The organism is Apibacter sp. B2912 (genome assembly GCF_009827835.1).
Taxonomy (GTDB): domain Bacteria; phylum Bacteroidota; class Bacteroidia; order Flavobacteriales; family Weeksellaceae; genus Apibacter.
On sequence record NZ_WINV01000003.1, the window covers coordinates 43,234 to 66,818 of the forward strand.

A 23,585-nucleotide genomic window follows, 5' to 3' on the forward strand; every position below is an offset into this window, starting at 1 on the left:
TTGATTTAAGTAGTAATTTTTATAAAATAGGAATTATTTGAATAAAAAAAGTTAAAAATAAAATCTAAAAATAATAAATTTTAAAATTAAAATTATATAATTAGGTAGAATCAGAATTCTTATAAAATAAGAGTAATCAATTAAGTTAATTTAGTAAAAAATGAATTGTCAATATTGACTATAGAGTATAAAAAAAATAATACTAATGAAAATATGTAAAAATGTATTGTTGATTAAAAAGTATAAATAATGTTTATATAAAACAAAATGTTTACTTTTTTGTGTATTATTTATTAGGATATTTTTTGTTTTTTTTAATTATAAATATAATATCAAAATAATTACTAAATTTGCTTAAAATTTGATTTTACTAATAATAAAAATTATTTTATATGAATATTTCTGCCAAATATGATTTATTTTATGGATTGTTTTTTTATCTAATCAAAAAAAATGAAAAATTTTATTTTGATAAATTCAGAGAAAAAGAAATCTATGAAAGTTCGTTCTTGCTTTCAAGTTTGCCTCAATTTATTAATAGAAAGGAAAATCTCATCAATTTTCAATTAAATTTAAATAATAAGATAAATATTAATAATCATCGTAAATTTTACAATAATTATTATATCAATTTTCATAATATGAGTTATAAGTCTTCTTATGAGAAAAAAAATATTGATTTAACATTTATAAATCAAAATAAAATTTTCGTTTCTACTCAATCGAAGTATCTTATTTGTTATTTTTTTCACAAAAGCTGCTATTTAGAGAAAAATTTCATTTTTAAGTTATATTGTAATTAATCTTCATCTTATTCAGAAAGAAAAAGATCTTAATGTTTATAATTCTTTATCATAATTTTTTATTAAAAATTAAATTATAACTTATTAATTACGAATATTTAAAAGTTGTATTAATAAATAAATTTAGTTATTTTAAACTAATTAGATTTTTAAGATGCAATGACATTAATTGTTTCTTAAAACTGATCTTATACGTTGTAAAAAGAATCACATGGTTTTATACTTAAAAGTTTGGTTAAGCTAAAGAAATAATATCGATATAATTATCTTATTGATAATGCCTCTATATAGGCTTAAATCTTAGTATTAATAAATGATACTTATAAATTTTTAGGTTTCCAGTATTAAATATTGGATTTAAAAATATTAGGAGAAATATTGAAGTATAATCATGCTTTATTTCTTTGACATGTTTCTTTTGTTAATATTATTTTAAATATCATAATAAGTATATTTATTATAAATAAGAAGATGTAAAGGTTAAATTTAATTTATGATAATTATTTACTAAGGGTAAAACTCTTAACAAAAGCTATGAAAATAAACTTAATTATTGCTATTCTTATCATATTCCTATATAATTGTAAAGAAGATAAAATTATTTATTCTAAAAAGAATAAAACACAAGAAAAGAGTATGGAGGAAGAAAGAAAAGGAGCAAAAGAAAATAGAAAAATTAGAAATATAAAAGAAATTCCTGATCTTTTAAATACTTTAAGAAATCAAGTTAAAATTGGGGCTAATACAAAATTTTTCAGTAATTTTTATTCTAAAAAAGATTTTGATGTTTTAGTATCAATAGAAGAAATAATACTAAAAAGTAGTGGATTTGAATTTCCAAATCAAGAAATATTTGATGAAAAAATTAAATCAATTTTTGGTAAAGTTATAGATTCACAATCAGAAAATTCATATTTAAAAATTAGTAGTCTTAAAGAAAATGATAAGTCATCTAAATACCAATATGATTATTCAAATATTAATAGTAATGTATACATAGTTGATAAAAAAAATTTTATAACATCATTTTTACCATTACCATACATTTTAGATTATCAGAATATATATCGCGATATTCCATTTGAAGAACCCCCATATATAATTGATTCTACGGGTGAAATTACGATGACATTAAGATGGAAAGATATTGAAGAATTGCCTCAACAGGTAAACATAAATCAAAAAGTATTAATTTCTCGTAATAAGTATTTATTTAATGATGATTCAAGTCAATTTTCTTGGTTAATTAAACATGATTCACGTTTCATGAGAAGCTTAGTGATTGATTTTGGGTATACGGAAGATAAAAAATTATTGAAATGGGTAATAGAGAATACTAAATTGCCAAATTTTTATAAGCATGCTAATGATAATGATCTTGAGGAATTAGGTAAATTATTATGGACTAAAGATTATGATGGGAACGTACATATCAATCAGAATACGTTGGACGTATTCAAAGAGCTGTCAACTCCTAATAAAAATTTATATATCATGTATATTGCAGAATATCTTGCCAATAAATTAGAACATGAAAAAGAATTGAACATTTCATTAAAGGCAAAAATTGCTGCATATCTTCTATACTGGGGAGAATCATTTAAATACGATAAATGTTACAATTATAATCAGATGTTTATGGGGCACTTTTATCGTTATAAAGATGATGGTAGATATGAAAAAGAATTTAAAAAAAATAATTATTACGGATTGCATAAATTTAAAGAATGGTATGAAGCTTCTAAACGAGAAAAAAATATATTTAATCATTATGATTATTATTTAGAAGGTGTTCCGCAACCGATAGATTATTATTTGTATAGTAAGAATAATAAATATGTAATTTAAAATTTAATTAAGTAATAGATTAATAGGAAAATATTTCATAAAGATTGAAGATTTAGTTTCTTATACTTTAAGCAATTAATGATTCATAAGAATTATTAAAATATATGCTTATAATTTTATTATGAAGATTTAAATTTTAAATAATAAGAGTTTTAGCATATTATAAAATCAATATTTACAATAAAATTGTTAATTTAAAAATATTAAATTCAGCTTAATCGTTTCAACAGTGATGTAAATATTTTAAAATTTAAGAAAAAAATATTTTTGTCATTAATTAAAAGCATTAATATTAAATATTATAATAATATATAATTATAATGTTTATTTGTATGTTAATATTATATAAATATACTAAATATAAAAATTGTAATTTTAGATTCTTCAAAATGTAATATATTTTTATTCATTTATAGTATTTAGTATATATCTTAGATTATTAGGTAATTTTTTTTTAATATGATTTTTTTCATATTTCGATTAAATTTATATTTAAAATTAAAATTATAAAATAAATTTATAATGAATTATATTATACGTGAATAAGCTATAATAAAGAAGATTTATTGTATAATGAAATTTTTTTTAATTAAAAAACTATATTTTGATAAAAAAAATCAATAAAAAAAATAATTATTACGGGATTCCTCAATTTAATATAGTAATAATAGAATATCTTTGCTAAGTACAAATTTTAAATATTTAAGCACCTATTGTTATAGCCAAAACAACTAATTAGTGTAGTTTAAGCTCTCTTTTTTTTAAAAAAAAGAGAGCTTTTAATTGAAAACTCAAATAAAATTTAATCGATTAAATAAAATTATTTTTTGTTTGTTTAATGCTTTAAATTTATAGGTAAATAATTCCATTTATATACTTGAATAATTTTAAACATATGTTAATAACGGCCTCTTTTTTTTAAATTATAAATAGTTTTACAGTTTATTTAATTAGTTGTATTTAAACATTAATAAATGCGTATAAATTAAATAAAAAAGATAAATTCTTATATCAAATAAATTTATATATAAAGTGCTTTATTTAATATAATACCTGTAATATATCTTAAAATTATTTAGAATCTTTATAAATATCTGTCAGAAAATTAAAACATCGTATATATTGATTTTAAAATTGTATATTTAAAAACCTAGCAGATAAATTTTCCTTTAAAAATACTCGTTTTATTAAAAGGCTGTCATTAAACAGCAATAGTAAAGTAAAATTTAAATGTTACATAAAATTAACAATGCAAAAAATAAATTTACTATATGATTTTTGATTTAGATATGATAAAAGCGGTGTATAATCGCTTTCAGTTAAAGGTTGGAATGGCGCGAAAAGTAGTGGGGAGGCCTCTGACATATTCTGAAAAAATATTATATTCACATTTGTTTGATGGAAATCCATCTGAAGCATATAAAAGAGGAGAATCTTATGTAGATTTTGCACCGGATAGAGTAGCTATGCAGGATGCTACTGCACAAATGGCCTTATTACAATTTATGCAAGCCGGTAAGAAAAAGGTAGCGGTGCCGTCTACCGTTCATGCCGATCATTTAATTCAGGCCAGAGTTGGAGCCGATAAAGACTTGCAAGAGGCAATCAATAAAAATAACGAAGTATATAATTTTCTATCATCGGTTTCCAACAAATACAATATAGGATTTTGGAAACCCGGAGCGGGAATTATACATCAGGTAATTCTTGAAAATTATGCATTTCCGGGAGGAATGATGATAGGAACTGATTCCCATACGCCGAATGCAGGTGGTTTAGGGATGGTTGCCATTGGAGTTGGAGGAGCTGATGCGGTCGACGTTATGGCGGGTATGTCTTGGGAATTAAAATTTCCAAAATTAATTGGAATTCATCTTAAAGGTAAACTCAATGGCTGGACTGCACCTAAAGATATCATATTGGAAGTAACAGGTCTTTTGACCGTAAAAGGAGGTACCGGATGTATCATAGAATACTTCGGAGAAGGAGCAGAATCATTATCGGCTACCGGAAAAGGAACTATCTGTAACATGGGTGCGGAAGTAGGAGCAACTACTTCAATATTTGCTTATGACGAAAATATGTCAAAGTATCTAAAAGCTACCGGACGTACAGAGGTTGCAGACATGGCAGATAAAATTAAAGAGGAACTTCGTTCCGATAAAGAAGTTTATGAAAACCCGGAAAAATATTATGACCAGGTTGTTGAAATAGATTTAACTTCTTTAGAGCCTCATCTCAATGGTCCATTTTCTCCGGATATAGCAACACCTATATCTCGAATTAAAGAAGTAGCTGAAAAAAATGGATGGCCTTTAAAAGTAGATGTCGGATTAATAGGTTCTTGTACCAATTCTTCTTATGAAGATATTTCAAGAGCAGCCTCGATAGCGAAACAAGCAGCAGATAAAAAGATTAGTCCTAAAGCAGAATATACCATTACACCGGGGTCAGAATTGGTACGTTATACCGTAGAAAGAGATGGATATTTAACTGTTTTCGATAAAATTGGAGGCAAAGTCTTTGCAAATGCATGTGGACCATGTATTGGACAATGGGCTAGAGAAGGGGCAGAAAAACAACAAAAGAATACTATTGTACATTCCTTCAATAGAAATTTTGCCAAAAGAGCAGATGGAAATCCTAATACATATGCTTTTGTAGCTTCTCCGGAATTAGTTACTGCATTGGCTATTGCAGGAGATTTAAGTTTTGATCCTAGAAAAGATAAATTGATAAACGATCTAGGAGAAGAGGTTATGTTGGACGAACCTCAAGGATTTGAGCTTCCACCGAGAGGATTTGAAGTAGATGATCCGGGATATCAAAAACCTGCCGAAGATGGTTCCGGAATACAGGTTCAAGTTTCACCTACTTCAGAAAGATTACAGTTGTTAGAAAGCTTCCCTGCATGGGACGGCAAAAATATTACCGGAATGAGATTGCTGATTAAAGCTTATGGAAAATGTACTACAGACCATATTTCTATGGCCGGACCTTGGTTAAAATACAGAGGGCATTTAGACAATATTTCAAATAATACTTTGATTGGTGCTGTAAATGCTTTTAACATGGAAACAAATAAAGTTAAGAATGAAGATACGAGGGAATATATGGCTGTTCCTGATTCGGCAAGAAAATATAAAGCAGATGGAGTTCCTACTATTGTTGTAGGGGATTATAATTATGGAGAAGGATCATCAAGAGAACATGCAGCTATGCAGCCACGTCATTTAGGAGTAAGAGCTGTTTTGGTTAAATCCTTTGCAAGAATACATGAAACAAACTTAAAAAAACAGGGGATGTTAGCTTTAACTTTTGGTAATCCCGAAGATTACGATAAAATTCAGGAAGATGATCTATTTAATTTTTTAGATTTAGATCAATTTGCTCCCGGAAAACCTATTACTATTGAATTAGTTCATTCTGATGGAACTAGAGAAAATATCATAGCCAATCATACTTATAATAATGGACAAATCGAATGGTTTAAGGCAGGTTCAGCATTAAATTTAATTAAGAAAAATGAGGGTAAGATCTAAAATAAAAAAACAATCATAACAAAACACCGGTTCATTCCGGTGTTTTTTCTTTTAATAATATAATGATTGACCACTGAAATTTTGTCATTTTTAAATAAACATTTAAACGTGTAAACAAAGTGTACGTATCATTATTCGTTAAACTTTTCTTTTAAAAATTGTCCGGTATAAGATTCTTTACATTTAATAATTTCTTCAGGAGTGCCTTGAAAGACAATATTTCCTCCATTAATTCCGGCATCCGGCCCGATATCAACCAGATAATCTGCATATTTGATGATATCCGGATGATGTTCAATAACCATTACACTGTGGCCTTTCTCAATTAATGCATTAAATGATTTTAGTAATTTATTTATGTCATCAAAATGCAAACCGGTACTTGGTTCATCAAAAATAAATAAGGTATTTTCGGAAGAATTACCTTTTACCAAAAATGAAGCTAATTTAATTCGTTGAGCTTCTCCTCCGGATAGTGTACCGGATGATTGTCCTAATTCCAAATAACCTAAGCCCACATCTTGTAAAGGTTGCAATTTGGTTGCAATTTTATCCTGATTGTGTTCGTTGAAAAAGGCTATGGCCTCATCAATGGTCATTTCTAAGACATCAGCAATATTTTTACCTTCATATTTTACTTCCAAAACATCTTGCTTAAATCTTTTGCCATGACAGGTTTCGCATTCTAATTCAATATCTGCCATAAACTGCATTTCAACAGTTATAAATCCTTCTCCTAAACAAGTTTCACAACGTCCGCCCTCTACATTGAATGAAAAATGTTTCGGTTTGAAATTGTTAAGCTTACTTAGTTTTTGCTTGGAAAATAAATCGCGTATATCGTCAAAAGCCTTAACATAGGTAGCAGGATTAGATCGAGAAGATTTTCCGATTGGATTTTGGTCAATCAGTTCTAGATGTTTAATTTCCTTCCAATTTCCCTTTAATTCAGAAAAATTACCGGGTTTATCACCGTTTATTCCCAATTTTCTTTGTAATGCAGGAGTTAAGATATTTTTCATTAAGGTACTTTTACCTGAACCGCTTACTCCGGTTATAACCGTTAAACAGTGTAAGGGTAATTTAACATCAATGCCTTTTAAATTGTTTTGTCTGGCTCCCGTTATTTCAATAAATTCTTTAGTTTTTCTTCGAGTTTTAGGTATTTCAATTTTCTTTTCACCATTTAAATATTCGGCGGTTAATGTATGGGTTTGCATCATTTCCGAATAAGTGCCCGAAAATACGACATTCCCTCCCAGACTACCTGCTTTTGGTCCAATATCAACCAAATAATCGGCAGCTTTCATAATATCCTCATCATGTTCAACTACAACCACGGTATTTCCCAGATCTCTTAATTTTTCCAGAACAGTAATTAAGCGGTTGGTATCTCTTCCATGTAGTCCGATACTAGGTTCATCTAAAATATAGATAGATCCTACTAAACTACTTCCTAATGACGTTGCTAAATTAATTCGTTGAGATTCTCCCCCTGAGAGGGTATTAGAAGCTCGATTTAAAGTTAAATATCCTAAGCCAACGTCTAAAAGAAATTCAATTCTGCTATTAATTTCAAAAAGTAATCGTTTGGCAATTTTTTGTTGATATTCATTAAGCGTTAAATTTTTTATTATACCGTGTAACTGGTCTATAGGTAAATCAGTCCAATCGTTAATCGAATATCCATTGATTTTAACGTAATTGGTTTCAGGTCGTAAACGTTTTCCTTTGCATTCTGGGCAAATAGTTTTGCCTCTATATCTGGAAAGCATTACTCTGTATTGAATTTTATATGTATTTTCTTCAACCATTTTGAAGAAATGGTTCAGGCTGGGAAAACTATGATCCCCTGTACCTTTCCATAAAATATCTTTTTGTTTATCTGTTAATTCGAAATACGGTTTATGAATGGGAAAGTTGAGTTTAGATGATTTTTTAATAAAATCATCTTTCCATTCACTCATTTTTTCTCCTCTCCAAGCAACAACAGCATCTTCATAGATGGATAAATTTTTGTTAGGAATTACCAGGTCTTCATCAATACCTAAAATTTTTCCATAGCCTTCACAAACCGGACAAGCTCCATAAGGATTATTAAAGCTAAAAAAATGTATGGTAGGCTCCAAAAACTTAATTCCGTCCAGTTCAAAAGCATTAGAAAAGGTTTTAATTTCTTGGGTGTCAACATTTTTAATGGAACAAGAGCCTTTGCCTTCGTAAAAAGCTATTTGAACACTATCAGCAAATCTTTGTAAGAATTCCTCATTATGTTCAACGGAAAAACGTTCAATAACTAAATTTATAGGGGTATTGCTATCCGGTACAAATCCAAAACTTTCCAAATCCTCAATAGTAGCAATATTTCCACCAACTTCCAACCTGACATATCCTTGGCCTTTCAAAGTATTTAAAAATATTTTAAAATCTTTATCTATCGTAGTAATCGGAGCAGATAAGATGTATTTACCACCTTCCGCTAAAGAGAGTATATAATCGATAACATCTGTAACCTCATCTTTTTTTACTTCTTGTCCCGATATGGGCGAATAGGTTTTACCAACACGAGAAAACAATAGTCTTAAATAATCATAAATTTCAGTAGAAGTTCCTACGGTTGATCTAGGGTTTCCTGAAATGACTTTTTGTTGAATGGCAATTGCCGGAGCAAGTCCCTTAATGTCATCTACTTGAGGTTTCTCTAATTTTCCTAAAAATTGCCGCGCATAGGAGCTTAGGCTTTCCACATATCGTCTTTGACCTTCTGCATATAAGGTATCAAAAGCCAGGGTAGATTTTCCACTTCCGGATACCCCTGTTATTATGGTTAATTTATTTTTGGGAATGGAAACATCTATATTTCTAAGATTATGAAGATGTGCATTTTTTATGAAAACCACATCTTGATCTGGATGTGTTTTAATTTTATTATTTGTTTTCAAAAGTTTGTATTTGATTAGCTAAATTGAAAAGTAATGCTATTTTACTATAAATATAGTATATACAAAGGTAGGGAAATAAATAATTTTTTAAAAATGTAATTAGTATCGTATTAATTATAAAAAAAAACCATCCAGCGGATGGTTTTTTCATTTTTTGATAACAATTTATGGAATCTATTATTTTGACAAGTCAACTGTTTCGGATACAGGTGCAGTTTTCATTACTGTTCTTATACCGTTTTTAGCATCGGTTTCAGAATCAAAATAAGAACTGGTCCCTACTAATTGTCCGTTTCCGGATTTTAAACTAAACATCCATTTTTTATTGGAAGCTTGTTTCACTTCAAAACGATCTTCATTTTTGGAATTTCTTTTTACTGAACTGATTCCTTTTTGACAATTTGTTTTTTGTGTATATCCATCACTTTCAAGAATAATTTGACCATTTTTTTCTTTTAATCTAAAGAAAAAAGCTCCTTCTTTGTCTTTGAAAATTTCAAACATATTGTTATACTATTTAGTGTTAATATGGCATAAGGTAGGAAAAAATCATGCCATTATTTTATAAACAAAACTATTCTGTATTTTTTAACAATAGATAAAAAATGTGATTACATCATAGGATAGGCTAAAATAAAGGATTGTAGCTTATTTTGAATAAAATTTATAATTTAAATTTTAACATTTTTTAAGATAATTTTTACAACGGTGTACACAAAATTGTATACTGACATTTTTGCATTTTTCACTAGTTGCATGCAATTTTATATGATTTTAGTTTATCTTATATATACTTTATGGTTATATTTTTTCTTTGTAACTTTTATGTGTACAAAAATATTGTATTTTAAGCATTATGTTATACTGTTAAAAAATTAATATAATTTATGTTATTAAATTCATTAAAAATATGTGTAATTAAATTTTAATAAAAGAATTTTGTTTATAATTTGCTTTATAGAAGACGTTTTATATAATAGGGTGTAAATATTAGTAAGATTAAATATCCTAATTATTAGTTAGATATAATACCATTTAATGGTAACGATTTTTTAGAAACGAATTATATTTGTAAAGAATAATATAAAATAATGGAGATAACCCCTTTACTTGAAGATTATATTGAAAAAAACAGTACAGAAGAACCGACTTTATTAAAAGAATTAAGGAGAGAAACGTATTTAAAAACGACACAACCACATATGTTGTCCGGTTTGTTGCAAGGAAGGCTACTAAGTATGATTTCGAAATTAATTTCTCCCCATTTAATAGTTGAAATAGGAACTTTTACCGGATATTCAACATTATGTTTAGCTGAAGGACTTTCAGAGTCCGGTAAAATAATTACAGTAGATAATAATCGCGAAACGGCATATATACCTAAAAAATACTTTTTAAAATCTGAATACTCCCACAAAATTAATTTTATTTTGGATGATGCTATAAATGTTTTACAAGAAATCAATCAGGAAATTGATATGGTTTTTCTGGATGCCGATAAAAAGAATTATAGTAAGTATGTTGAGATAGTTAAGCCAAAGTTGCGTTCAGGGGGAATAATAATAGCAGATAATATTTTATGGAAGGGAAAGGTTGTCGAAGATTTTAAAGATAAAAAAACGGAAAGTATAAGGGAATTCAATTCTTTTATGAGATCAGATTCATCACTAGAAGTGCTAATTTTACCTATCAGAGATGGTATAAGTATTGTTAGAAAAAAATAAATTTGCATTTATGAGTAAATCTATTTGCCAGGTAAGTGTTGCCCCAGTACGAAAAGAACCGTCTGATTCTTCAGAAATGGTTACTCAATTGTTGTTTGGAGAGCTATGTGAGATTTTAGAAGTGAAACAACAATGGGTTAAAATTAAAATTTATTTTGATGGCTATGAAGGATGGGTAGATTATAAACAGGTTTCCATTCTCAGTGAAATAGAATTTGCTAATTTTTCTCAAGATCATTCATATATATCTGAGCCTTTCAGCTTATTAATTTTAAATAATCAACCTTTTCCGGTTACCATTGGGGCAGAGGTTCACGGTGCTATTGATAATAGTGTTTTTAAATTAGCTCCCGATAAACATTTTTTTATTGATGAGACTTTATTAAAAGGAAAACAAAAAAAAGATCAAATTTTAGAATTGGCTTTTAAATACATAAACACTCCCTATTTGTGGGGGGGGAAAACAACCTATGGCATTGATTGCAGTGGCTTGGTTCAAATGGTTTATAAATTAGCCGGGTATAAATTACCAAGAGATGCCGGTCAACAAGCATTAGAAGGGCAAGTATTAAGTTTTATAGAAGAAGCAGAACCGGGAGATCTTGCTTTTTTTGAAAATCAGGATGGAAAAATTATACACGTGGGGTTTATACTTCCTGATCGGAAAATTTTACATGCCCACGGAAAAGTGCGCATTGACAATTTAGATTATACAGGGATATTTAATTCAGACCTTAATAAATATACGCATCAGTTGCGTTTTATCAGAAGAATATTCTAAATGAAATTAAAATATTCAAAATATAAATTTGAAGTTGCACTGGATGAAGTAGGAAGAGGTTGTTTGGCAGGTCCTGTAGTTGCAGCAGCAGTCGTGCTTCCTGAAGACTTTTTTAATGAAGAAATCAATGATTCCAAACAGCTAAGTGAAAGGAAAAGAAAAGAATTAGATAGTATTATTAGACAAAATGCAATTGATTATGCTATTGCAGAAGTTTCTCCACAAAAAATTGATGAAATTAATATTTTAAATGCCAGCTTTTTAGCTATGCATTTAGCTGTAGATAAATTAAAAGTTCAACCCGAATTTTTATTAGTTGATGGAAATAGATTCCATAAATATAAAGAAATACCGCATTTTTGTGCGATAAAGGGTGATGCTAATTATATGAATATAGCTGCTGCATCCATCTTGGCTAAAAATCACAGAGATTTTTTAATGGATAAATTCCATGAAGAATTTCCTGATTATTTATGGAAAAAGAACAAGGGGTACCCAACGATTGCTCATAGGCAAGCAATAAAAAAATATGGAATTACTTACCTTCATAGAAAGACTTTTAAACTGTTAGACAATCAATTATTCTTAAATTTATAAATTATAGCTTTTAAAGCTCATTGTATAAAGATATAATTGACATAAATTTTATATCTTTACAACTTATATATTCAAGAACATAAAATAAAAGTGGATTATTTAAGGTTAATAAGGATCAAGCAATGGTTAAAAAATCTTTTTGTATTTCTTCCTATATTTTTTGCAGGTAAGATTTTGGATTTGCATTTATTGTTAAATTCAATAGTCGCTTTTTTTTCGTTTTCATTTATAGCCAGTTCAATTTATATAATTAACGATTATATAGATATTGAAAAAGATAAAATGCATCCTGAAAAAAAAAATAGACCTCTGGCCGCCGGGAAGATACGAATTAATCATGCAATTATTGTTTTTCTATTTCTAGTTCTTGCATCCTATTTTATGGGGTATCTTATTCATTCTTGGGGAGTAATTTTAATAATTTCGGTTTACTTTGTAATGAATTTAGCTTATAGCTTTAAATTAAAGCAAATTGCTATTATAGATGTAGTGATTATTGCCTTAGGATTTTTACTAAGGATTTATATGGGAGGATTTGCAACAAATTTACCCATTACTGTATGGGCGATATTAGTTACCTTTTTTTTAGCACTAGTTATGGCTTTAGGGAAAAGAAGGGGAGAATTAATAAACGTTCAATTAACCGGCGAAACTAGAAAAGCATTAGACGGATATAATCTTCAATTTATAGATATTGCAATTACGATGGTTTCTACCTGTTTTGTCGTTTGCTATATTATGTATACCTTAGATCCTGTAATAAAAATGAACTTCCATTATTATATTGTATATACTTCTTTGTTTGCGTTAATTGGTATACTAAGGTATTTACAATTAACTTTTGTATATAATAAAACAGAATCTCCTACCAAGGTGCTTTACAGAGACTTATTTCTCCAAATAGACTTGGCAATTTGGGTTGTGATGATTTTTATACTAAAATATTTAAATTAAAAAGATGAGTGAAATTGAAAATAAAATAAATATAACTAATTGGGGGAAATATCCGGTAGTTAATACTAATTTTCATGTAACATCTGACGTAAAAGAAATAGTAAAAATAATAAAAAATAGTACTTCTATTATTGCAAGGGGAAATGGGAGGTCCTATGGTGATAATTCATTAAACAGCGATCATATTTTATCTACTCTGCGATTAAATAAATTTTTATCCTTTGATAGGGAAAAGGGTATTTTTGAATGTGAATCCGGAGTTATTTTATCCGATATACTTGATGTAATTGTTCCGGAAGGTTATTTTTTACCTGTAACACCAGGTACTAAATTAATTACGGTTGGAGGGGCTATAGGATCTGATGTTCATGGAAAAAATAATCATTCTGAAGGTTGTTTTGGGGATTATTTGATTGATTTTAAAATAATCACCCAAGATGGAGAAATAAAAAAATGCTCCCGTGAGGAAAATTCCGATTTATTTTGGAATACCATTGGAGGTATGGGATTAACCGGTATCATCATTTCTGCAAAATTTACTTTAAAAAGAATACAGACGGCTTATATTAAACAAAAGGTCTTAAAAGCTGAAAATCTTGAGGAGATTTTTAAATTTTTCGAGGAATGTGAAAATTGGACGTATAGTGTAGCATGGATTGATTGCCTACAAAAAGGCAACCAAATGGGGAGATCAATATTAATGGTGGGAGAACATGCAAAGTTGTCTGAATTACCCACTCAATGGAAAGAAAATCCATTACAAACTAAGAAAAAATTAAAATTAAATGTTCCTTTTGATTTTCCGTCATTTGTGTTGAATACATGGTCTGTTAAGGCTTTTAATTTTTTATATTATTTGAAACAAAGAAAAAAAATCATAAGTAATGTAGTAGACTATGATACATTTTTCTACCCTTTAGATGCGATCAACAATTGGAACAGAATTTATGGTAAAAATGGGTTTATACAATATCAATTTATAATACCTAAAAAGGTTGGTAAAGAGGGAATGACAGAGATTTTAAAAACCATAGCAAAAAGTGGCCAAGGTTCATTCCTTGCAGTTTTAAAATTATATAAAAAAGGAAATATAAATGCTCATAATTCGTTTCCTATTGACGGATACAGTTTAGCATTGGATTTTAAAATCAATAAAAAATTACCATTTCTAGTTAAGGAATTAGATGAAATAGTGGAACATTATGAGGGAAGGATTTATTTAGCCAAAGATTCCATGTCCAAAAAATCACTTATAGACTATGTCAAAGTTCCTGAAACGGGTAAATTTGATTCTTTACAAAGAAAAAGAATTACCAATTATTTATCTTGATAATGGCGGATTATAAGAAAGTTAAATATTGGACTCTCATCATAATTACATTATTAAGTATTGCTTTATTACCTTTGTTTTTACCGTTTGGTGGTATTACACCTGATTCATTATCTTATTTTAAGATTGCAAAGGAAATACCGAATGGTAAAAGTAATTTGTTTCCTATCGGATATCCAATAGTTTTAAGAATTGGATATTTTTTTACAAATGAGTTTTATTTTAGTTCTCGAATTATTAGTTGCCTAAGTTTTGCTGTTATAATTAGCTTCTCATATTTTAAAAAATTTTATTTTAAGGAGACGGCTTTACTGGTTACGTTTAAATTTATTATTTCTCTCTATATTCTTTCTATTTCTGAAAGTATTTTCTTAACACTTTTTTATATTTTAATCTTTTATTTAAATAAATTTTTGACAGAAAACAAGTTAAAATTTAAAATTATTTATCCGGCAGTTATCTTAACTGTATTTTTAATTTTAGTACGATATACAGGCCTATATATTTTTATAGCAATAACAATATACTTTATATGTTATACAATTAAATATAAACTCTTCGATAAACTTATATATAAAAATTATTTTTATTATTTGTTATTTTCATCTTTAGGAATCGGTATATATTTAATATATAATCACCTAGAATTTGGAAGTTTTTTTGGCGAGCATATAAGATTAGCTCCCTCATTGGATAGCCTATGGAAACATACATTAGATAATTTGTTAGGTGTACTAAATGTTGTTAATCCTATATTTTCAATTAAAATACTGGAACCAACGTCGGCAGTAATTTTTATAATGATAGGTATATTGTTAATTGATTTATTCTTTCTACTAACCTATATTTGGTTTTATCAAAGGCCTTTTAAAGGTAAGGTTACCACATTTCATCAATTATTAATGACTATAGGATGTATATATCTCATTTTAATGTTTATTTCAGAATTTACACAGGGAATAGAATCATTAAACACAAGAATGTTGGCTCCGGCATCTTTCTGTTTTTGTTTTTCATTTCTAATATTATTTTTTAAAATTTATCCTAACAAATTGCATTATATTTTTATGTTAAGTATTTTATCGTTAGCAATAAATATAATATATCAACTGAAATGGCCTGTAAATTACCTTTCTTATAGATTAAAAGTGATAAAAATTTTAAAAGAAAGAAAAAATCTAAAATATTTTTTAAATGATACGGGTAACGATCATGTTTCGATATATAAAATTCCATTACTTAATAAAAAATTTGAATACTTTCATCCTTATTTACAATCAGGTTATATAAATTCTAATATTGTAAGATCAATTAATCCTGATATACAAACCATTCAAAAAGACAATTCAATTACAAATAAAAGTTTAATATTATACAATTCCGAAATAAAATGATAATTCTAGGAGCAACTTCAGACATCTCTCAAGCATTTATAAATAAATTATTATCTGAAAATACAAACAGGTATCCCAAAATATATTTAATAACGTCAAACCCGGAAGAAACCCAACGATTATCAAAGCATATTTTAATTAAGTTTAAACAGGATTCCGAAATTATAAATTTTGATTTAACTAAAGATGTTGATTATTCTGTATTTGATTCTATTGATTCAGATTTATTATTTTGTGCGACAGGTTTTTTAGGAAAAAATACAGAAGAGGGATTATATGATGAAAATAATACACAAAGAATTCTTGAAATAAATTATTCTAAACTTGTACCATTAGTTAATTATTTTGCTCAAAAATTTGAAAATAAAAAATCAGGAACTATCATTGGATTATCATCTGTTGCCGGACTTCGGGGTAGACAAAGTAATTTTATTTACGGGAGTTCGAAAGCCGGATTTATGGTTTATTTAGACGGTTTGCGTAATTATCTTTATCATAAAAATGTTCATGTTATGACCGTTCTTCCCGGATTTATGGATACCAAGATGACTTTGGGAATGGCTTTACCTAAACTCCTAACCGCTTCACCGCAACAAGCCGCTGACATTATTTATAAAGCATATAAGAAGAAAAAAAATAAAATTTATATTACGGGCATCTGGAGATATATAATGCTAATTGTAAGAAATATTCCTGAATTTATATTTAAAAAATTAAAGATGTAAATTATGATCATTTAAATTAATGAAAAAAATTTTATCATATTTTTCCTTAAAAGAAATTGATATATATTTAATTGGCTTTTTATGTATATCAACCTTATTTTTTAATTTTTTACTTATAAATTTATGTTTAAATCTCAAGATAGAATCTAACTTATTTGTTTTTCCTTTAGCTATAATTCTGTCCTATTTTTTAGCATTATTTAAATTTCCAACAAGCAAGGTAAATGGAACCATGTTTTATTTTACTGCTTTTGTATTAATTACAATAGTCATTAATAGATTTATCATTGATTTTAGTCAGGATGGCATGTTATATCATAAAGGTATTATCTTGGAAATTAGTAAAAAATGGAATCCTATATATGAAGAGATGACAAAAGATATACCTTTTCAATATGTATATAATCATTATGTAAAAGGAATTGAATTTTCACAATATTCTGTTTACTGTTTAACTCGTAATATTGAATCTTCCAAGGTTATCAATTTTTTATTTTTATTATCATCTTTATGTTTTTCATATCTTAGTATCAAGAAAATATTTAATAAAAAAATATTTTCAGTTGCATTTACTTTGTTTTTAAATGCTAATCCTATTGTAATTAATCAACTATTTACTTTTTATGTAGATGGAATAATTTATTTATCATTATTAATAAGTTTGTCATTATTACTCTTAAAATCCTTTAATGAGAAATGTCCTTATTTAAACTTATTATTATTAATGATCGTTGTTTTATTTGTTAATATTAAGTTGACATCCTTTGTATTAGTATTTTTCCTGTTCTTTTTTTACTTTATTTACTTATTAAATAAAAAAAGGATTAAAGAAATTATATCTAATTTAAAATTATTAACACTTTCAGGAATAATAATAGGAATTGTTTCCTGGTATCCTTTTGGGCAAAATTTACTTAAAAAGGGGAATCCCATATATCCTATTGTTGGAAAAAATAAAATTGATATTATTGAACATCAAAGGCCGCCATCATTAAAAGATGATTTATCAATTATTGCTGCTTTTAAATCTCTATTTTATAGAGTAAACCATGCTCCACATTCTTGGTCAAATGATACTATAAATGAAAATATCGAAGAATTTAAAATACCATTTACCTTTAAATTTTATGAGATTAAATATTCATCAATAGCATGTGCTAGAATTTCAGGATTCGGTTTCTGGTTTAGTGGGATTTTTATATTAGCAATTGCATTGTTTATAGTACTATGCTTTTATCTAAAAAAAGATCAAAGAAATTTAATGTTATTCTTTGTGATGTTTATTTTTATTAGCATCCTACCCTATATACAAGGGGCATGGTGGGCTCGTTTTATACCACAATTATGGATTTTTCCGATCTTTATTTTTTTTATAACTTACTATTTCGGCAATACAATATTAAAAGTTGTGAGTCAAATTAGTTTAGCTTTGGTTGCAATTATGATATTCATTATAGGAGGATACAACTATAGTAAAACAATATATAATAGTTATGAAAAAAGAAAATGTCTGTCTATGTTAAAAAAGTGTTTTGGCGATAAAACTATTAAAATAAAAGTCGATTATGATAGTGAAGAATTCTATTTTAAAGAATATGGGGTAAACGCCCAAGTTGTTTCGATAAAAGATTTCGAAAAAGATAAAAAGAATTATTATTTATTTCAAAAATATTATTTTATTAAAAAAGATGGAGAATAATTGTTTATATATATTTGACTTTGATGGAACTTTAACAAACAAAGATACTTTATTTGATTTTTTACAATTTTCTTTTCCTCATAAATACAAAAAAGTCTTTATTAAATTTATCCCTTTATTTATATTGGTAAGATTTAAAATATTCGATGCAGGAAAAATTAAGCAAAAATTTATCTCTCAATTTTTAAAAGGTAAAACACGTTCAGAATTAGAAGAATTAGCTCAATATTATTTTGAAAGTAGGAAAAATACTATTATCAGGCCCAAGGCATTGGAATACATACGAGCGTTATCAAGAGAACCCAATAAATATATCGTCACAGCTTCCTTAGATCTATGGGTTAAGCCTTTCGCAAAATATTTAGGATTACGTTTGATTTCTACAGAAGCAGAATATATTGATGGAGTATTTACCGGTAAATTTGCTACACCCAATTGTAATTATAAGCAGAAAGTAGTTAGAATAATTAGTGAAATACAATTAGCCCATTATTCCAAAATATACGCATTTGGAGATAGTAAAGGAGATAAAAATATGTTAGAACTTGCGACAGATCCTTTTTATCGTCATTTTGAATAAAAATGTAGAAAGTTCAGAAAAAAAACTACTAGTAAAATTCCTGATTTAATCCGATATTCTGTATATTTTTATAAGTTTATAATAACTCCAATAGAACCATGGCTGCCGAGCTCTGCAAATGCACCAAATTTATCATCGAAGAAATAACGATACCCAATATGTGCACCTATACCAAAACCGTCATTTCTTCCTCCTATATTTATTCCGGGATATAAGTCCATAGTATGAGGAAGATCTAAGAGATCATTTAAATGAAAATTAGCCCGTCCATAAATAAAAAAATTATCATCATCGGCACTCCAGTAAAAATCGGTACCACCACCAATGGAAAGCCAATCCATTACTCCGTAATCATAACTAGCAGTAATTCCGGTTCCATACCCAAAAGCATTAATTCCTAACTGTATTTTTTGGTCTCCAATACCTCTAAAACTCTGAGCATGGCTAAAGGAAATCAGCCCTAAAAAATAAAAGAGTACTAATAATTTTTTCATTATATTATGGTTCCGGTTAATCGTCTATTTCTAAGATATCGTTAATAAATGAGCAAGATACTTTAAATCGTAAGGGTTCTTCTTGAGTAATAAAATCTTCACAATAGCCTTGCCATATAAGTTTTAAATTACCCTGTTCATCTTTACCGAATTTCAATTCATTATTGTCTGTTTCCAAATCCTCTTCATCATTTAAATTCAGATTTGTATAATATAATTCTTCTACTTCGCCGTTTTCATTTTCTTTTTCTTCATACGAAGGTATTTGAAATGATTTTCCGCAAAGTTGCTGTATAGTTTTCACTGGAATTTCGAAATCTTCAATGGAAAAAGACACTTGCGGGTATTCATTTTGATATGAGTCTTCTTCTACGTGATCTAAATCATCATCTGATTCTATTTCAACTACTAATGTATTTTTCTTGTTAAGAAAAACAACCTTACAAAAACATTTCCTGATGTGATACACTAAGGTTTCATCAGGATGATAAAACTTAATAAGCCCTTTCATCTATTTGTTATATAACGTGTTGCAAAAATATATATTGTGTTATTTTATAAAATTTATTTACTTAAAATAAAAACTATTTTATTCAGTTCCTTTAAGGATAAAATATGATTTTTTTCCTCTTTGAAGTAAAACGTATTTTCCTTGAATTAAATTTGATTCATTAATAATAAAATCATCGTTAACTTTTTCTTGATTAACAGAAATTGATTTTTCCTTAAGAGCTCTTTTAGCTTCATTTTTTGAAGATAAAAAACCGCTTATTTCTGATAATGCATCAAGAATTGAAATTCCGTTTTTAAGAATATTTAAAGAAACTTCTTTTTGCGGAACCCCTTCAAATAAAGATAAAAAAGTAGTTTCATCTAAAGATAGGAAATCTTCCTTAGTTGATTTTCCAAACAAAATAGAGGAAGCTTTAATGGCCTTATCCGTTTCTTCCTTACCATGAACCCAACGGGTGACCTCTTCAGCTAATTTTTTTTGTAAAATCCTAAGGGATGGGTTTTCATTATGATTTCTAATTAATGATTCAATTTCATCCTTGGAGAGGAATGTATAAATTTTTATATATTTTTCAGCATCAATATCTGTTATATTTAACCAGAATTGATAAAATTTAAAAACGGAAGTTCTATTTACATCTAACCAAACATTTTCACCTCCTTCACTTTTACCGAATTTAGTACCATTAGCCTTTGTAGTTAGTGGACAAGTTAAAGCAAAAGCTTCTTCACCGATTTTTTTTCTAATAAGTTCCGTTCCTGTAGTCAAATTTCCCCACTGGTCGGAACCACCCATTTGAAGTTTAACCCCTTTTTCTTTGTATAAATGATAAAAATCAAAACCTTGTAAAAGTTGATATGTAAATTCTGTAAAAGACATACCCTCTTGATATTCACCGTTTAATCTTTTTTTGACGGAATCTTTAGCCATCATATAATTAACGGTTATATGCTTTCCAATATCACGGGCAAAGTCTAAAAAAGTAACATCCTTCATCCAGTCATAATTATTAACCAGTATGGCAGCATTTGGCTTGTTACTGTCAAAGTCTAAAAATCGTTCTAATTGAGATTTTATTCCTAAAATGTGCTTTTGTAAAGTTTCACTATCCAGTAAATTGCGCTCTGTACTTTTTCCGGATGGATCACCGATCATACCTGTGGAACCACCCACTAAAGCAATAGGCTTATGACCATGTCTTTGAAAATGAACTAAAAGTAAGATAGGCACCAGGCTTCCTACATGAAGAGAATCTGCAGTCGGATCAAAACCAATATAACCCAGCGTCATTTCCTTATTTAATTGTTCTTCTGTTCCCGGGATTATATTATGAATTAATCCCCTCCAAGTTAACTCTTCAATAAAAGAATTCATATGTTAGATTTTTCAACAGGCAAATTTATAATTTTTCGATGAATATGTTCCATTTATAAGCATAAATTATACTTTTTTTACGGTTTTAACTAAACAAATTAAATATATATTATAATATTTAATATCACATTGGTTTACTTATAATGAATACCCATGAGCCGCTGTATATTCAGAAAAGAAGGCGTAAAAACTATTTATTGTATTTTTGATCCAAAAAAAATGAGAATGTTATTTGTAGATAATAAAAACAATTACAATCCCGAAATTAATTTAGCTATTGAAGAGTATCTTGTAATGAACTTGCCAATTGAGGAAGATTCATATCTTCTTTTCTATATAAATGATCCTTCCATAATCATAGGAAAACATCAAAACACTATAGAAGAAATCAATACAGAATATGTAGAAGAAAAAAACATAAAAGTAGTTAGGAGGTTATCGGGAGGAGGAGCTGTGTATCACGATAGAGGTAATTTAAATTTTAGTTTTATTACCAAAAATGATGGTAATAGTTTTTCAAATTACCAAAAATATTTACATCCTGTACTAGAAGCGTTGCAGCAAATGGGAGTCAATGCAGAAATTAAGGGAAGGAATGACATAGTAGTGGAAGGAAAGAAAATAAGCGGAAATGCTCAATTTGCCACTAACAAAAGAATGTTTACCCATGGAACACTATTATTCAATAGCAACATGGATGAAGTTGTTAATTCTTTAAAGGTAAGAAAAGATAAAATTGAATCGAAAGGAATTAAATCAATCCGAAGCAGAGTAGCCAATATATCTGATTTTGTCACAACAGATTTAACCATAGAAGAATTTAGAGATAAATTACTACTTTCAATTTTTAATGTAGATAAAACAGAAGATGTCAATAAATATGAATTGACGGAAGCAGATTGGGAAGAAATAATTAAAATTTCACATCAAAGGTATTCAAATTGGGATTGGAATTACGGACGTTCTCCCAAATTTTATATGGAAAGAAGTCAACGGTTTCCAATAGGTTCCATTGATTTAAAATTAAATGTCGAAGAAGGAAACATTACTGCAATTAAGATATACGGAGATTTTTTCGGAGTGGGAAACCTTGAAGATATAGAGAACAGATTAATAGGAAAAAAATACACAAAAGCTTCCGTTGCCGATTCATTGAAAGATATTGATCTATCAACATATTTTGGGAAAATCACACTTGATGAATTTCTTACCTTAATATATTGATAAGTCGGTAATCTTAGAGAAATGTATAATTCTATATATTTTGACACAATTATTATCCAATTCAGGATGCGTTAAATCTATCATATAATTAGTGTATTTTTGTAAAAGTTAAAAAATAAAAGAAAAACAGATGAAAAATTGGATTGAGGCCGCTAGATTAAGAACGTTACCGCTTTCATTAAGTGGAATCATTTTAGGAGGATTACTTGCCAAATGGAAAGGGAATTTTGATGGAATTATTTTTGGACTTTCTTGTCTTACAACCATATTATTTCAAATATTGTCCAATTTTGCCAATGATTATGGAGATGGAACCAAAGGAACCGATAATGAGTTACGAGTTGGTCCGGTTCGTGCTATTCAATCGGGAGCTATTACGCAACAATCCATGTTTCATGCAATTTTAATTACTGTATTTCTATCCCTACTTTCTTCAATAGTTCTGCTTTGGTATGCTTTTATCCCCAATTATAAAAGTGAATTTTTTATATTCATTGGTTTGGGAATTGCTTGTGTATTGGCGGCTATATTTTATACTATGGGAAAAAAGCCCTACGGATATATGGGATTAGGGGATTTTTTTGTTTTTATTTTTTTTGGATGGGTTTCTGTTTTAGGAAGTGAATTTCTTTATACAAAGTCTTTTACTTGGGATAATTTGCTTCCCGCCTCTGCAATTGGCTTATTTAGTGTAGCCGTTTTGAATCTAAATAATATGAGAGACATTGAATCGGATAGAATCAGCCATAAAAAAACGCTGGCATTACGATTAGGATTTCAAAATGCTAAGTATTATCAAATGGTGCTAATGAATCTTCCTTTTATTCTTTGTCTCATTTTCCTGTTAATACATCAGAAAGAATTTGTTATAAAGTTAGATAGTTGGTCATCATTAAAACCATTTTTATTTTTTATACTATTTATTCCGAATACTATAGTACGCAGAAAAATTCTTTACACCCAAAACCCCAAAGATTTAGATTTATACTTAAAACCTACAGCATTGTTAGCCTTATGTTTTTCCGTTTTCTTTGGAATGGGATTAAGCCTTTAAAAAAAA

General features: G+C 27.9%; 18 protein-coding genes. 13 read left to right on the forward strand and 5 right to left on the reverse strand.

The annotated features are described in order from the left end of the window. Window positions 1-1,337: 1,337 nt before the first annotated feature. Both GFV01_RS06325 and GFV01_RS06330 read left to right on the forward strand, forming a co-directional pair. Window positions 1,338-2,651 carry a hypothetical protein gene (locus GFV01_RS06325; RefSeq protein ID WP_160565693.1) on the forward strand — a complete coding sequence of 438 codons (1,314 nt, stop codon included), beginning with the start codon at window positions 1,338-1,340 and terminating at the stop codon, window positions 2,649-2,651. Between the two features lie 1,271 nt (window positions 2,652-3,922). After that, window positions 3,923-6,193: an aconitate hydratase gene (locus GFV01_RS06330; protein WP_160565695.1), complete on the forward strand. Its 2,271-nt coding sequence runs from the start codon at window positions 3,923-3,925 to the stop codon at window positions 6,191-6,193. A 131-nt stretch (window positions 6,194-6,324) separates the two neighbouring features. Here the strand turns inward: GFV01_RS06330 and uvrA are convergent, their stop codons facing one another. Together uvrA and GFV01_RS06340 are read right to left on the reverse strand one after the other, a co-directional pair. Beyond that, on the reverse strand, window positions 6,325-9,135 hold the full coding sequence (uvrA, locus tag GFV01_RS06335; protein ID WP_185150332.1) for an excinuclease ABC subunit UvrA: 2,811 nt from the start codon (window positions 9,133-9,135) through the stop codon (window positions 6,325-6,327). A 177-nt stretch (window positions 9,136-9,312) separates the two neighbouring features. Further along, a complete protein-coding gene (locus GFV01_RS06340) occupies window positions 9,313-9,639 on the reverse strand; it encodes a YegP family protein (protein ID WP_105296398.1) in 327 nt (108 codons plus the stop codon). Window positions 9,640-10,226: 587 nt separating this feature from the next. Between GFV01_RS06340 and GFV01_RS06345 the strand changes: the two genes are divergently transcribed. The 9 genes from GFV01_RS06345 to GFV01_RS06385 all read left to right on the forward strand — a co-directional run bounded on the left by GFV01_RS06345 (window position 10,227) and on the right by GFV01_RS06385 (window position 18,919). After that, window positions 10,227-10,859, forward strand: a complete 633-nt coding sequence (locus GFV01_RS06345) for an O-methyltransferase (RefSeq protein WP_160557633.1) — start codon at window positions 10,227-10,229, stop codon at window positions 10,857-10,859. Window positions 10,860-10,869: 10 nt separating this feature from the next. After that, entirely contained in the window at window positions 10,870-11,640 is a 771-nt protein-coding gene (locus GFV01_RS06350) for a C40 family peptidase (RefSeq protein ID WP_160557632.1), read from the forward strand. Next, window positions 11,641-12,237: a ribonuclease HII gene (locus tag GFV01_RS06355; RefSeq protein WP_160557631.1), complete on the forward strand. Its 597-nt coding sequence runs from the start codon at window positions 11,641-11,643 to the stop codon at window positions 12,235-12,237. Window positions 12,238-12,327: 90 nt separating this feature from the next. After that, on the forward strand, window positions 12,328-13,191 hold the full coding sequence (locus GFV01_RS06360; RefSeq protein ID WP_160557630.1) for a decaprenyl-phosphate phosphoribosyltransferase: 864 nt from the start codon (window positions 12,328-12,330) through the stop codon (window positions 13,189-13,191). Window positions 13,192-13,195: 4 nt separating this feature from the next. After that, window positions 13,196-14,521, forward strand: coding sequence for an FAD-binding oxidoreductase (locus GFV01_RS06365; RefSeq protein ID WP_160565697.1), 1,326 nt, complete (start codon window positions 13,196-13,198; stop codon window positions 14,519-14,521). A gap of 593 nt (window positions 14,522-15,114) precedes the next feature. After that, window positions 15,115-15,915, forward strand: coding sequence for a hypothetical protein (locus GFV01_RS06370; RefSeq protein WP_160565699.1), 801 nt, complete (start codon window positions 15,115-15,117; stop codon window positions 15,913-15,915). Then, a complete protein-coding gene (locus tag GFV01_RS06375) occupies window positions 15,912-16,640 on the forward strand; it encodes an SDR family NAD(P)-dependent oxidoreductase (RefSeq protein ID WP_160565701.1) in 729 nt (242 codons plus the stop codon). The genes GFV01_RS06370 and GFV01_RS06375 overlap by 4 nt, the downstream gene beginning before the upstream one ends. A gap of 19 nt (window positions 16,641-16,659) precedes the next feature. Next, window positions 16,660-18,339 (forward strand): hypothetical protein, encoded by a 1,680-nt coding sequence (locus GFV01_RS06380; RefSeq protein WP_221411118.1) that lies wholly within the window; start codon window positions 16,660-16,662, stop codon window positions 18,337-18,339. Further along, window positions 18,329-18,919 carry an HAD-IB family hydrolase gene (locus GFV01_RS06385; RefSeq protein WP_160565705.1) on the forward strand — a complete coding sequence of 197 codons (591 nt, stop codon included), beginning with the start codon at window positions 18,329-18,331 and terminating at the stop codon, window positions 18,917-18,919. The genes GFV01_RS06380 and GFV01_RS06385 overlap by 11 nt, the downstream gene beginning before the upstream one ends. A 68-nt stretch (window positions 18,920-18,987) precedes the next feature. Here the strand turns inward: GFV01_RS06385 and GFV01_RS06390 are convergent, their stop codons facing one another. The 3 genes from GFV01_RS06390 to tyrS form a co-directional block, all read right to left on the reverse strand. After that, on the reverse strand, window positions 18,988-19,413 hold the full coding sequence (locus GFV01_RS06390; RefSeq protein ID WP_160565707.1) for a DUF6646 family protein: 426 nt from the start codon (window positions 19,411-19,413) through the stop codon (window positions 18,988-18,990). A gap of 16 nt (window positions 19,414-19,429) precedes the next feature. After that, window positions 19,430-19,924 carry a hypothetical protein gene (locus tag GFV01_RS06395; RefSeq protein WP_160565709.1) on the reverse strand — a complete coding sequence of 165 codons (495 nt, stop codon included), beginning with the start codon at window positions 19,922-19,924 and terminating at the stop codon, window positions 19,430-19,432. Window positions 19,925-20,002: 78 nt separating this feature from the next. Beyond that, window positions 20,003-21,301, reverse strand: a complete 1,299-nt coding sequence (tyrS, locus tag GFV01_RS06400) for a tyrosine--tRNA ligase (RefSeq protein ID WP_160565711.1) — start codon at window positions 21,299-21,301, stop codon at window positions 20,003-20,005. A gap of 153 nt (window positions 21,302-21,454) precedes the next feature. Between tyrS and GFV01_RS06405 the strand changes: the two genes are divergently transcribed. Both GFV01_RS06405 and menA read left to right on the forward strand, forming a co-directional pair. Then, a complete protein-coding gene (locus GFV01_RS06405) occupies window positions 21,455-22,525 on the forward strand; it encodes a lipoate--protein ligase (protein WP_304505491.1) in 1,071 nt (356 codons plus the stop codon). A gap of 130 nt (window positions 22,526-22,655) precedes the next feature. Continuing rightward, window positions 22,656-23,579 (forward strand): 1,4-dihydroxy-2-naphthoate octaprenyltransferase, encoded by a 924-nt coding sequence (gene menA, locus GFV01_RS06410; protein WP_160565713.1) that lies wholly within the window; start codon window positions 22,656-22,658, stop codon window positions 23,577-23,579. Window positions 23,580-23,585 lie beyond the last annotated feature (6 nt).